Origin of the sequence: Kitasatospora sp. NPDC094015 (genome assembly GCF_040304075.1) — a bacterium.
GTDB lineage: Bacteria > Actinomycetota > Actinomycetes > Streptomycetales > Streptomycetaceae > Kitasatospora.
Genome location: NZ_JBEOUL010000011.1, coordinates 161,133 through 174,439 on the forward strand (window position 1 = coordinate 161,133; position 13,307 = coordinate 174,439).

At 75.3% G+C, this 13,307-nt stretch carries 6 protein-coding genes; 4 read left to right on the plus strand and 2 right to left on the minus strand.

The genetic code is table 11. The annotated features are described in order from the left end of the window. Positions 1 to 37 precede the first annotated feature (37 nt). Both ABT014_RS16615 and ABT014_RS16620 read right to left on the minus strand, forming a co-directional pair. Positions 38 to 2,773: a SpoIIE family protein phosphatase gene (locus tag ABT014_RS16615; RefSeq protein WP_350639478.1), complete on the minus strand. Its 2,736-nt coding sequence runs from the start codon at positions 2,771 to 2,773 to the stop codon at positions 38 to 40. Between the two features lie 107 nt (positions 2,774 to 2,880). Then, on the minus strand, positions 2,881 to 5,337 hold the full coding sequence (locus ABT014_RS16620) for a helix-turn-helix domain-containing protein (protein ID WP_350639479.1): 2,457 nt from the start codon (positions 5,335 to 5,337) through the stop codon (positions 2,881 to 2,883). A gap of 206 nt (positions 5,338 to 5,543) precedes the next feature. Between ABT014_RS16620 and ABT014_RS16625 the strand changes: the two genes are divergently transcribed. The 4 genes from ABT014_RS16625 to ABT014_RS16640 all read left to right on the plus strand — a co-directional run bounded on the left by ABT014_RS16625 (position 5,544) and on the right by ABT014_RS16640 (position 13,240). Next, positions 5,544 to 5,792 carry a hypothetical protein gene (locus tag ABT014_RS16625; protein ID WP_350639480.1) on the plus strand — a complete coding sequence of 83 codons (249 nt, stop codon included), beginning with the start codon at positions 5,544 to 5,546 and terminating at the stop codon, positions 5,790 to 5,792. An 82-nt stretch (positions 5,793 to 5,874) separates the two neighbouring features. Then, positions 5,875 to 6,969 carry an alpha/beta hydrolase gene (locus ABT014_RS16630; protein WP_350639481.1) on the plus strand — a complete coding sequence of 365 codons (1,095 nt, stop codon included), beginning with the start codon at positions 5,875 to 5,877 and terminating at the stop codon, positions 6,967 to 6,969. Between the two features lie 333 nt (positions 6,970 to 7,302). Next, a complete protein-coding gene (locus ABT014_RS16635) occupies positions 7,303 to 10,482 on the plus strand; it encodes a non-ribosomal peptide synthetase (RefSeq protein WP_350639482.1) in 3,180 nt (1,059 codons plus the stop codon). Continuing rightward, complete coding sequence (locus ABT014_RS16640) at positions 10,475 to 13,240, plus strand: beta-ketoacyl synthase N-terminal-like domain-containing protein (protein ID WP_350639483.1); 2,766 nt, start codon at positions 10,475 to 10,477, stop codon at positions 13,238 to 13,240. Before ABT014_RS16635 ends, ABT014_RS16640 begins: the two co-directional genes overlap by 8 nt. Positions 13,241 to 13,307 lie beyond the last annotated feature (67 nt).

Consider the following 13,307-nt stretch of genomic DNA (forward strand, 5'->3'; position numbering starts at 1 on the left):
CACCCGGCGCCCGGCGCCCGGCGCCCGGCGGCCGGGCTCAGCCGAGGGCCGCCGACGGGGCCCGCTGCTGCTCGTCCTCGCCCGCGGCCGGGGCGGGCAGCGGCTGCTCGGCCCAGATGATCTTGCCTTCGGGGGTGTAGCGGGTGCCCCAGTGGTCGGTCAGCTGCGCCACCAGGAACAGGCCGCGGCCGCCCTCGTCGGTCGCCGCCGCGTACTTCAGGTGCGGCGAGGTGTTGCTGCCGTCGGAGACCTCGCAGATCAGGGTGCGGTCGCGCAGCAGCCGTACCCGCACGGGCGGGGTGCCGTACCGGATGGCGTTGGTGACCAGCTCGCTGAGCGCCAGCTCGGTGGCGAAGGCCAGCTCGTCCAGGCCCCAGCGTTCCAGGGTGGCGCTGCTCCAGGCCCGGACGTCGGCGACCGCGGCCGGGTCGGGCGGCACCTCCAGCTCCGCCACGTGGTCCGCGCCCAGCACCCGGGTCCGCGCGATCAGCAGCGCCACGTCGTCCTGCGGGCGGGCCGGCAGCAGGGCCTCCAGCACCGCCCGGCAGTGCTCCTCGGGCTCCCGCGGGCGCTCGGCCAGCGCCGTGCGCAGCAGCTCCATGCCGACGTCGAAGTCCCGGGTGCGCTCCTCGACCAGGCCGTCGGTGTACAGCACGATCTGGGTGCCCTCGGCCAGCAGGACCTGCGCCGTCTCGTACGGCATGCCGCCGGCGCCCAGCGGCGGTCCGACCGGCAGGTCCGGGAAGTCCACGCTGCCGTCGGGCCGCACCAGGGCGGGGGCCGGGTGCCCGGCCCGGGCGACGGTGCACTGCCGCGAGGTCGGGTCGTAGATCGCGTACAGGCAGGTGGCGCCGGTGACGCCGATCCCGGTGCGGCTGTCGGTCTCCTCCTGGTCGATCCGGTTGACCAGCTCGTCGAGGTGGCCGAGCAGCTCGTCGGGGGGCAGGTCCAGCGCGGCGAAGTTGTGCACGGCGGTGCGCAGCCGGCCCATGGTGGCCGCCGCGTGCAGGCCGTGGCCGACCACGTCGCCGACCACCAGCGCGACCCGGCAGCCGGGCAGTGGGATCACGTCGAACCAGTCGCCGCTGACGCCGGACTGCGCGGGCAGGTAGCGGTGCGCGACCTCCAGCGCGCTCTGCGGCGGCAGGGCGTGCGGCAGCAGGCTGCGCTGCAGCGTGACGGCCATCGCGTGCTCGCGGGTGTAGCGGCGGGCGTTGTCGATGGAGACCGCGGCCCGCGCCACCAGCTCCTCGGCCAGCGAGCGGTCCTCGTCGTCGAACGGCTCCGGCTTCTGCGACCGCCAGAAGTTGGCGACGCCGAGTACGATGCCGCGCGCCGTGAGCGGGGTGGCGATCAGAGAGTGGACGCCGTGGTCGAGAATCCGGCGGGTCCACTGCGGGTCCTGGGCCTGCCAGCCGAGGTCGGTCGACAGGTCGGGCACCACCTGGGAGCGGCCGCTGCCGAACCCGCGGGCCTGCGGGGTGGACGGGACGAAGGCGATCAGCCGGCCGCGCGGGTAGAACGGGTGATCCTCGTGGATGCCGTTGACCGCGACCCGGCGCAGGTCACCGCCGCCGGTCGGCTCCTCGCCCCGGAGCACCGGGTCGGCGAGGTCGACGGTGACGAAGTCGGCGAACCCCGGCACCGCGACCTGGGCCAGGTCCTCGGCGGTGCGGGCCACGTCCAGCTTGGCGCCGATGCCCACCCCGGCCTCGTAGAGCAGGGCCAGCCGCTTGCCCGCCACCTCCGCCTTGCCGGACAGCGCCAGCAGCTCGGTGGAGTCGCGGATGGTCGCCACCGTGCCCATCGCGCCGCCGTGCCGGTCGGTCGGCCGCTGGTTGACGGCGAGCAGCCGCCCGCCGCACTGGTGCATCTCGTCGGTGGCCGTCCGGCCCGAGCGGAGCAGCTCGGCGGTGTCGGGGTCGAGGCCGGTCAGGTCGTCCAGGTGCCGCCCGTCCGCGTCGGCCGGCAGGCCCAGCAGCTCCTTGGCCTCGTCGTTGGCGAGCAGCAGCCGGCCGTCCGGCGAGACGATCACCACGCCCTCGCGGACCGCGTGCAGCACCGCGTCGTGGTGCTCGTACATGCGGGTCATCTCGGCCGGGCCGAGCCCCCGGGTCTGCCGCTTCAGCCGCCTGGCGACCAGGGCCGTGCCCCCGGTGGCCAGGGCCAGCGCGGCGGCGCCGGTGCCGAGGATGACGGGCAGCTGCCGGTCGCCGGCGGTGGTGACGTTCTTGACCTTCATGCCGGCCGACACCAGGGCGATCACCGAGCCGTCGGGGGAGGTGACCGGGACGATCGCCTGCACCTCGTGCCCGAGCGGGCCGTGCACGCTCTCGGTGTAGACCTGGCCGGCCAGCGACGGGCCGATGGTGCCGACGAAGGGTTTGCCGATCCGGTCGGGCAGCGGGTGCGTGTAGCGGATCCCGTGGGTGTCCATCACGACGATGAAGTCGACCCCGGCCTTCTGCCGGGTCTTCTCGGTCACCGGCTGCAGGATCGCGCTCGGGTCGGGCGACTTGAGCGCCACCTGCACGCCGGGGGAGTTGGCGAAGGTCTGTGCGACCGCCACCGACCGGTTCACGGCCTCGTCGGTGCTGGCCCGGCGCGACTCCAGCACCAGCGCCAGGATCGCGCCGAGGACGAGCAGCACCACCACCGACACCTGGAGCACGAAGACCTGGCCGGCGACGCTGCGGGGGCTCTTGCGTCGGGAGCCCCTGGCGGTCGGCGACCGGTTCGACACGGTCCGGGGTCGGTCGGGCTGTTCGACCATGGCTCCTTTCTAGCACCGCTTCCCGAGTGACCACGAGGTGTCGACGCCGGGCCCCGGCGGCCGGCTCGCGCGCGGGCCCATCGCGGCACCCGCTACGGGCGGCACCGCTACGGGCGGCGCGCGAACCGGGCCGGGGCGTACCGGGCGTGCCGCTCGCGGAACGAGCGCCCGAGGTGGTGCTGCAGCCGGACGTGCCGGAACTGGTACACCGCGCCGGTCTGGCGGAGCACGCCCCGGCGGTAGGCGTCGTCCAGGAAGGCGACCGGATCCCACGGCAGCCGGCCGGTCAGCGGCAGCCACACCCGGCACACCACCACCCACTGCCCCCACGCGGTGAACGAGAAGGTGTACGCCAGCGCGCCGCCGATCCCGCCGACGGCGCCCACGAAGAGCCCGTCCGCGAGCGGCCAGGTGAGCGGCCCGAGCAGCCCGTCCAGCAGGACCACCACCACCCGGCCGCCGAGCGCGATCGCCACCGTGAGCAGCGGTGCGAGGACCAGCAGCTGGCGGCACACGGTGGCGCGGTCGGTGGCCAGCAGGGCCGACGGGGTGGCCGCCGAGCTGACGTCCAGCGGTGCTTCGAGGGCGGCCAGCAGCCCGAAGACCAGCCCGGCGCCGGAGCCGAAGATCAGGCCGAACACCAGCATGTTGATCAGCGTGCCCTGCAGCACGGCGGGGTTCAGCAGCTCCAGCCGGTCGTACAGCCCGCGCTCCAGGGTGATCGCGCTCGCCACCCCGACCCCGAGCACGAAACCGCCCAGCAGCACCGACCCGAACCGGGCGGCGAAGGCACGCACCGGCCGCCGGCCGATCCCGGCGTGCCGGCCGGGCAGCCGCAGCCGTACCTGGACCGGTGGGAACGATCCGCCGCCGGACCAGGTCATCGCCGCGTACACGGCGCCGAAGGCGAGGCCCGCCGCCGGCCCCGTCAGGACGCCCTGGAGCAGGATCTCGCCCCACCCGATCGGCCCGGACGAGGAGGCCAGCAGGCACTCGGTGACGGCGACGCACAGCGCCGTCGTCAGCACCACCGCCAGGATCCGGGTCGATCGCCGCAGCGAGTCGCCCAGCTGCCACCAGGCGAGGTCGTGCCGCTCGCGGTCGAGCCGGACCAGGTGGTGGGCCAGGAAGCCGAGCCAGCGCTCGGCGCGCTCCGGGCCGGGGTCGGGCTCCGGCCGCCGGCGGGGGCCCGCGTGGCGCTCGGGGATCCGGCGCCGGTAGACCGCTGGCACGAAACCGGCCAGCAGGTGCTCCTCGATCGCGTGCTCGGCCGGGAACCGCCCGGCGTCCAGCAGTTCCGCCGGGTCCCGCTCGGGTGCCTCGCTGTACATCGTCCGGGCCAGGACGACCATCAGCGGGGTGCCGAGCGCCCGGGCGAGGTGCGGGCCGCGGTCGCCGGACCGGGCCCGCAGCTCCGCCAGGACCGCGTCCCACAGCGTGCCGCCGTCCTCCTTGCCGCTTCCGCCACCGGCGGCCCGGGTGACCGGGCGGGCGGTCCTGGGCAGGTAGGCGGCCAGGTCGTCCGGGGTGAGATCGGTGAGCTCGATGCCGGCGGCCCAGACCAGGGGCGCCCGCGCCGCCTGCACGGCCTCGGCGAACTCGCCCCGGCGGCTGGTCAGCACCAGCGGCAACGAGGTGGCGTTGAGCGCCTCGAGCGCGGGGCGGCGCAGGCCTTCCGCGAGCTCGTCGAAGCCGTCCAGGACCGGCAGCACCAGATCGGCGTCGACCAGCGCGGACGCCAGCGTCGAGCCGCCCGGCGCCCGGCGGGCCAGGTACGGATGGTCGCGCAGCAGCCGGTCGATCAGCCAGTCGCGGAGGGTGCTGGCGGTCGGGTCCCAGGAGCCCAGGCTGAAGATCACCGGCACTCGGTCGGCCGGGGCCGCGGCCGCCAGCAGGTCCAGCACGAACCTGATCGTCAGGACCGACTTGCCCGAGCCCGCCCGGCCGAGCACCACCAGCCGTCCGGAGGAGATCCGCCGGTACACCTCGGTCACGCTGCGCAGGTCGCCGCTGAGGTCCACCCCGGGCGAGGTCGCGCCCGGCGGCAGGCGCTGGATGTTCTCCGAGTGGTCGGTGAGCGCGGCCGGCGCCGCCTGCCAGCGCACCGGCAGCGGGAACGGGTCGTGCACCCCGCGCTGCTCCTCCTCGCGCTTCCAGCGGCGCCGGACCTCCGCCGCCAGCTCCTCCGTGGCGGCGGTGAGCGCGGCCCGGATCGGCCCGGGCGGCGGCGCGGCGATCTCGGGCGGCGGCGCGGATTGTTCGGGAGCGAATGCGGCTATCGGTGCCGGTGCGGAATGCTGCGCCGGAATTCCGGTGACCGGATCACCGTCCGCCGGGTTCCGCGCGTTCGTCAGGGTGGCCATCAACCGCTGCCGGTCCTCGGGCCCGGCCTCCAGCGCGTTCGCCAGCAGGTTCAGCGTCCCCATCCGGTGGTCGTTGGATTTTCCGGTCTCCAGCCGCCGGATGGTCCGCACGCTGACCCCGGAGCGCTCCGCCACCTGTTCCTGCGTCAGCCCGGCCCGGCTGCGCAGCCGGCGTAACAACGTCCCCACCTGATCCGTCACTTCGCACCCCCTCGACCGCCGTGCGCGGCGGCGAGCAGCCTACCGGTACGACCGGCCACGGATGGCCGGTGCCATGGCCTGTCCCCCGGACCAGCGGGAACAGCAGGATCGGTGGCAGCCGCCCCGGTCCGGCAGCGGCCCCGGGGAGCGCGGCGGCCGGCCATCGCGTACGAATCCCATTCCGGTACGGCACCCGAGGAGACGAGATGGCCTATCGCTACTGGTGCGGCGAGTGCGGATTCAAAACGGCCTGGCTCACCGAATCCCAGGGCGCGGACCAGCAGATCGAGCACTACGCCAAGCACCATCCGGGAATTCTGCCCGGCGGGCAGGTCGAGACCAACCAGAGATCCCCGGTGAGCCAAAGCGGCGGCGGTGGCTGCGGCTCCGGCTGCCTGCAGGTGGCCGGCGTCCTGCTGCTCCTGCTCGTCCTCGCGGCCGCCTGCCACCGCTGACCGCCTGCCACCGCCGAACGCCGTATTCCGGCCGGGCGCGCACCGCACGGACACCCGACCGCTCCCAGAGAGGGACTCCTTGATGACCACGCTCCCCACCACCTGGCTCCGGCACGCGAGGGCGGCCGTCGCCGCCGCCGCGCTCGCCGTGACGGCGCTGCTCGCGCCGGTGCCCGCCGCCCACGCCGCGAGCGCGGCCCCGCCGGTGCTGACCGACGGGTACGGGCTGACCCAGGTGCCCGGCGCCACCGAGGTGCACTCCGCCACCGACTTCACCATCACCGTGACCACCCGCCAGGTGGCCGGCCTGCACAAGATCCGGATCTTCCTGCCCAGCGGCTACGCGGCCGACCCCGGCCGCCGCTGGCCGGTGCTGTACTTCCTGCACGGCGGCGGCGGCACCGTGGACGACGCCGCGGCCGCCCCGGCCCTGCACTCGGACTCGATGATCACGGTGGTGCCGGACGGCGGCCTGAAGGGCTGGTACGCCGACTGGGTCATGCAGAACACCCCCGTCGGTGCGGCCAACTGGGAGTCCTTCCACCTCGGCCAGGTCGTCCCGTTCATCGACGCCAACCTGCGCACCGCCGCCGACCGGTCGCACCGGGCCGTCGCCGGGCTGTCGATGGGCGGCTCCGGCGCACTGCACTACGCCGAGGCGCGGCCCGACCTGTTCGGCCAGGTCGCCTCGCTCTCCGGCGGCCTGGACTTCGGCATGGCGGAGATCCGCGGCGCCGTCCTGGCCACCGAGCTGAACCTCACCGGCGCCTGGTGCGCCGTCAGCACCTCCACCCCGTCCGGCACCGGCACCTGCACCGGCTACGGGCCCACCGTCGACAGTGACGCGGTCTACGGCTCGCCCTACCCGTTCTTCGGCGCGGACCGGGTCTGGAACGCCGTCAACCCGGCCGCCGCCACCAACCTGGCCAGGCTGTCCGGCACCGGGATCACGCTGTACACCGGCAGCCAGGGCCTGATCGACCACTTCACCGAGATCGCCGCCGCCACCGTCAAGGGCCGCCTCGACCAGCTCGGGCTGCCCGGCCGCCTGGTCGACTACGGCACCGGCGCCGCGCTCGACCCCGGCTGCGACGGCGGCCACGACTACGGCTGCTGGGCCCCCGCCCTCGCCGACTACGTGAACCGGCTGCAGAGCGCCTTCCCCACGACCGCCTGACCCGCGCCGGGCGGGCGGGCACCGGTCGCGGCCGGGCCGGCCGACCCGGCGCCGGCCGGGGAACGGCCGCGCCCGACGCGGGGGAACCGGCCCGACCCGACCCGGCGCGGCATCCCCGGCGGACCTCGCGTCCGCCGGGGATGCCGGCGTGCCCGGACGCCCCGGCGATCCGCCCGTCCGCACGCCGCAGCGACCGTGCGTCCGCGACCCGATGTCGACCGCCGCCGAACGCGCGCTCCAGCGACGCCCCAGCGCTCCCGGTTGAACTGCCGTCGGCGGCCCGGCACGCCCAGGCCGTCCTGATCCGAACTCGTCATCATCCATGGGGGACCAATGACAGCGGAGACCGTCCGCCCGACCACGCCCGCGCAGCTCCGGCTGGTCACGCACCACCGCCTCTTCCCGGACGACGCCTCGTTCAACCTGCCGGTCTGCCTGCGGGTGACGGGCGAGGTGGACGTCGAGCGGCTGCGCTCGGTGCTGGAGCGGCTGGGCCGCGGGATCGCGGCCTTCGGGGTCGGCTTCCAGGACCGGGCCGGTACGACCGTCAGCGTCGAGGACGCCGACCGGGCGGCCCGGTTCACCGTGCCCGTGATCGACCTGCCCGGCCCCGGCCGGGTGCCCGTCGTCGAGCGGCTCACCGCGCTGGCCGACACGCCGATCGCCCCGCAGGACCGGCCGCAGGTGGACTTCGCCCTGCACCGGGCCGCGGACGGCGTCCACGTTTCGCTGCTCTTCTCCCACCTGGTCGCCGACGCCTACACCTTCTACAACTTCGTGGACGCCGTCGAGCAGCTCTACCAGGACCCGGACGCCGACCTGCCCGACACCGCCGCCCTGCACCCCGCCGATCTGGTGGCGTCGGCGCCGGCCGGCCCGGCCGCGCTGGAGTACTTCGGCCGCACCCTCGGCGCGCTCTCCTCGCTCACCAACGACGGGCTCGGGCAGCCGCGTTCCGGCGGGGTGCTGACCGGCACCCAGCGCCGCCTGGAGCTGGACGAGGAGCTGTCCGCGCGGATCCGCGCCCGGCTCACCGAGCACGGCGTCAGCCCGTTCGCCTTCTTCCTCGCCACCCACCTGGTGATGCTCTCCCGGCTCACCGGCAACCGGGAGCTGGTCGCGGGCGTGCCGCTCGGCAACCGGCGCGGGTTGCGGCTGCGCCGGGCGTTCGGCTACTTCGTCAACACCCTGCCGCTGGCCGTCGACCTGACCGCGCACCGCAGCTTCGTCGACCTGGTGCGCGCCGTGCAGGACGCCTCGGTCGGCATGCTGCGGCACCAGGACTTCGACCTCGGCGCCAACCTGCGCACCGTCGCCGGGGGCATGCAGAGCACCCTGCTGACCCTCGACAACGCGTTCACCTACTACCGCCAGCCGCTCGAACTCCGCATCCCCGGCTGCGCGGTGGAGCCGCTGGCGGTGCCCAGGCGGCAGGTCCGGTACCCGTTCGGGATGACCGTGGAGGACTTCGGCGGCCGCTTCGCGGTCAACCTGGAGTACGGGCACTGCCTGGCCGAGGCCGACCCCGAGGGCATGCTGCGCCACCTGCTCACCCTGGTCGCCGACGACCCGGGGGCCGAGCTGCGCGCGCTGCCCGCGATGGCCCCCGAGCAGGAACAGCGGATCCGGCAACTGATCGGCGAGCCCGAGGAGTTCGAGCTGCCACCGTCGCTCGCGGCCTGGTTCGCGCGGACCGCCGCCGAGCACCCCGGGCGCACCGCTGTCCAGGACGGCGAGGAGCGGCTGAGCTACGCCGAGCTGAACGCCCGGGCCGACCGGGCGGCACGCCGGATCGCGGCCCTGGTCCCCGGCGACTGCGTCGCGGTCGCCATGCGCCGCGGCACCGACCTGGTCGCCGTGCTGCTCGGCGTGCTCAAGGCGGGCAAGACGTACGTGCCGCTGGACCCCGCCTCACCCGCCGCCCGGATCGCCCACATCGTCGCCGACTTCCCGGGCGGCCTGCCGCTGGTCGCCGACCAGGTCCGCTGGCCGGACACCGGGATGCGGCTGCTGGACGCCGGCGAGCTGCTCGCCCCCGGCGCTGACCACGAGCCGGCGGGCGCCGACCACGAGCCGCCCGGCGCGGGGGACCGCCGGGCCGAGCCCGCGTACATCATCTTCACCTCCGGTTCCACCGGCCGCCCCAAGGGCGTCCGGGTGACCCACGCCAACGTGATGCGCCTGTTCCTCGCCGCCCGGCGGCACTTCGGCTTCGGGCCGGCCGACACCTGGTGCCTGTTCCACTCGTACGCCTTCGACGTGTCCGTGTGGGAGCTGTTCGGCGCGCTGCTGCACGGCGGGCGCCTGGTCGTGGTGCCGGAGCTGACCGCCAAGTCCCCGGACCGCCTGCTCGCCCTGCTGGCCGGCACCGGCGTCACCGTGCTCAACCAGACCCCCTCCGCCTTCCGGCAGTTGCTCAAGGTGCTCACCCCGGAGCGGGCCGAGGCGCTCGCCGTGCGGCAGGTCGTGCTGGCCGGCGAGGCGCTGTCCTTCGCCGCGCTGCGCCCCTGGTACGAGCTGATGGGCGAGCGGGCCCAGGTGGTCAACATGTACGGCATCACCGAGACCACCGTGCACACCACCTACCACCCGGTGCGGCAGCAGGACGCCCGGCACACCCGGGAGTCGGTGATCGGCCGGCCGCTGGCCGACCTGACCGTCACCGTCGTCGACCGCGACCTGCACCCCTGCCCGATCGGGGTGCCCGGGGAACTCCTGGTCGGCGGCCCCGGCGTCGCGCTCGGCTACCTCGACCGGCCCGAACTCACCGCCCAGCGCTTCCTGCCCGGCACCCGGTCCGCCGCGGGGCCCGGCGCGCGGCCGGGGGAGCGGCCGGGGGAGCGGCTCTACCGCTCCGGCGACCTCGGGGTGGTCCGCCCGGACGGCACCCTGGTCTACCTCGGGCGGATCGACCGGCAGGTGCAGCTGCGCGGCTTCCGGATCGAGCTCGGCGAGATCGAGTCCGCACTGCTGGCCGTCGACGGCGTCCGCGAGTGCGCCGTGCGGCTGTCCAGCTCGGCGAGCGGCGAGCCGGAGCTGGTCGGCTTCCTGGCCGGCCGCGCGATCGGCCCCGACGCCCGGGTCCGCGCCGCACTGCGCGACCTGCTCCCCGGGTACATGGTCCCCGGCCGGCTGGTCCGGCTGGACGCGCTCCCGCTCACCGTCAACGGCAAGGTCGACGACCGGGCCCTGCCCTTCCCGACCGACGACGCGCCCGCGCCCGCCGCCCCGCGCTGCCACGGCAACCACGGTAACCACGAACTGGTCCGCGCCGCCTGGCAGCAGGCCCTGCCCGGCGCCGCCGTCGGCCCGGACGACAACCTCTTCGACCTCGGCGGCTCCTCCGCCCACGTGATCGAGGTCTTCCAGCGCCTCCAGGAGCAGGCCGGAGCCAAGGAGTTGGAGATCACCGACCTGTTCGCGCACACCACCGTCCGCCGGCTCGCCGCCCACCTGGACGCGCTCGGCGCCGACGCCCCGCTCGCCGCGGCGGAGGTGAACCCCCGTGCCTGAGCCCACCGCCACCGGCCCCGCGATCGCCGTCGTCGGCATGGCCGGCCGCTTCCCCGGCGCCGCCGACGTCCGCGCCTTCTGGGCCGGCCTGCTGCAAGGAGTGGAGCAGGTACGGGAGTTCAAGCCCGACGAGCTGCGCGCCGCCGGCGTCCCGGACGGGCAGGCAGCCGCCGCCACCCACGTCCCGTACGGCGCCGACCTGGCCGACGCCGACCTGTTCGACGCCGAGTTCTTCGGCATGACACCCCGCGACGCCATGCTGACCGACCCCCAGCAACGGCTGTTCCTCACCTGCGCCTGGGAGGCCCTCCAGGACTCCGGCAACCCGCCCACCCGCCTCACCGGGCGCACCGGCGTCTTCGGCAGCACCACCCTGAGCACCTACCTGCTCACCAACGTCCTGCGCAGCGCCGAGTACGCCGACTCCGCGCTGAGCTACCCCGTGCTGATCGGCAACGACAAGGACTTCCTGACCACCCGGGTCTCCTACCGCCTCGGCCTGACCGGCCCCAGCATGGCCGTGCAGAGCGCCTGCTCCGGCTCGCTGACCGCGGTGCACCTCGCCTGCGCCTCGCTGCGCCGCGGCGAGAGCGACCTGGCCCTCGCCGGCGGCGTCAGCATCACCCTGCCGCAGACCGCCGGCCACGCCTACCAGGAAGGCGGCATCCTGTCCCGCGACGGCCACTGCCGGGTCTTCGACGCCGCCTCCTCCGGCACGGTCAAGGGCAACGGCTGCGCGGTGGTGGCCCTCAAGCGCGTCGAGGACGCGGTCGCCGACGGCGACCAGATCTACGCGGTGATCCGCGGCAGCGCCGTCACCAACGACGGTGCCGACAAGATCGGCTTCACCGCGCCGGGACCGGCCGGCCAGCAGGCGGCGATCCTGGCCGCGCTCGCCGGCTCCGGCGTCCCCGCCGACCGGATCGGCTACGTCGAGACCCACGGCACCGGCACCGCACTCGGCGACCCGATCGAGCTGCGCGCCCTCGCCGCCGCCCACACCGCGGCCGGCGGCCCCGCGCCGGGCTGCGCCATCGGCAGCGTCAAGGCCAACCTCGGCCACCTGGACGCCGCCGCGGGCGTGGTCGGCCTGGTCAAGGCGGCCCTGGTGCTGCGCCACCAGACCATCCCGCCGCAGATCAACTTCGACCGCCCCAACCCCCACCTGCGGCTGGAACGGCTCCCGTACCGGGTGGTCACCGAGACCACCCGGTGCGACCCGCCGCTGGCCGCCGCCGCGGTCTCCTCCTTCGGCCTCGGCGGCACCAACGCGCACCTGGTGCTCACCGCCCCGCCGGCCCGCCGCCCCGCACCCGCCGGGCGGTACCCGGTGGTGCTCTCCGCCCGGGACCCCGAGGCGCTGCGCGCCGTCGCCGAAGGCCTGCTCGACCTCCTGCGCACCCGCCCCGTCCCGGTCGCCGAACTCGCCAGGACCCTGCTCACCGGCCGCGACCCGCTCCCGGTCCGGTACGCCTTCACCGCCGGCGACACCGCCGGGGTACGGGCCGGACTGCGGGCGCTGCTCGACGGTGCGGAGCCCGACCGCGGGGACGCGGCGGTGGCCGCCTGGCTGGACGGGGAGGACCTGCGGCCGGCCGACTGGGGGCTGGCGGGGGTGGGCAAGATCTCGCTGCCGCCCTACCCGCTGCGCCCCGTCCGGCACTGGATCGAACCGGCCGGGCCGGCTGTGTCCGACCCTGCTCCCGTTGCGGCCCGCCCGGCCGAGCGTGCCCCGGCCGCTGCCCCCGTGTCGGCCGTCGTCGAACTGTTCGAACGCCACCTGCGCAGGTCACCGATCGACCCCGACGACGACTTCTACGAGCTCGGCGGCGACTCGCTGACCGCCGTCGGCATCGTCACGGCCCTGCGCGAGGAGTTCGGCGTCGACCTCGACCTGGACGCCTTCGCGGCGCTGCGCACCCCGCGCCGGATCGCCGGGCGGATCACCGAACCGGCCGCCGCCGGCGCCCTGACCGCCGGGGCCCCTCAAGCCGCCGCCGCCCTGACTGTGGGGACCGACGGCATCCTGCCGGTCCGGGACGGCGAAGGGCGCACGCTCTTCCTGCTCCCGCCGGCCGGCGGCACCAACTTCTGTTACTTCCACCTCGGTTCGCACCCCGGGCAGGCCCGGACCCCGCTCGCGGCGCTCGCCTTCCCGGCCGACCGGCCGGCCACCCTGCGGGAGCTGGCCGCCGCCTACGCGGCCCCGATCCGCGCCGCACAGCCGCACGGCCCGTACCGGCTCGGCGGCTACTCCTTCGGCGGCAACGTCGCCTTCGAACTCGCCCTCCAGCTCCAGGCGCAGGGCGAGGAGGTCGAACTGCTGGTGCTGTTCGACAGCCACCCGCCGGAGGCGTACGTCGGACCCCGGATCACCGACCAGGAGTTCGCCGCCGCCTTCCCGCTGATGCTCCGCCAGGCCTTCGCGGACGGGCCCGGCCCGGTGCCGTCCGCCGAGGAGCACGCGTTCTTCCGCACCTGGAAGCACAACCACGACGTCCTCAAGGGGCACTACCCGGACCAGGTCCTGCGCACCGACCTGGTCCTGTTCGAGGCCGGGGAGCAGGAGAACCGCGACCTGCTGGACGCCCTGCGGATCCGCGCCGAGCCCAAGCAGCGCTGGCAGGCCCACCTGGACGGCGACCTGGCCGTGCTCCCCGTCCCGGGCAACCACTTCACCATGTTCACCGACCCCGCCCACCTGGCCCGGCTGGCCGCCGCGCTCGACTCGGTCCTGGCCGCCTTCGAACGGCCCTGACCCCTCCGGGACCCCGGGCGACCCCGCCCGCCGGCCGTCATCCGGCGGGCAGGGTCGCCCGGCCGGG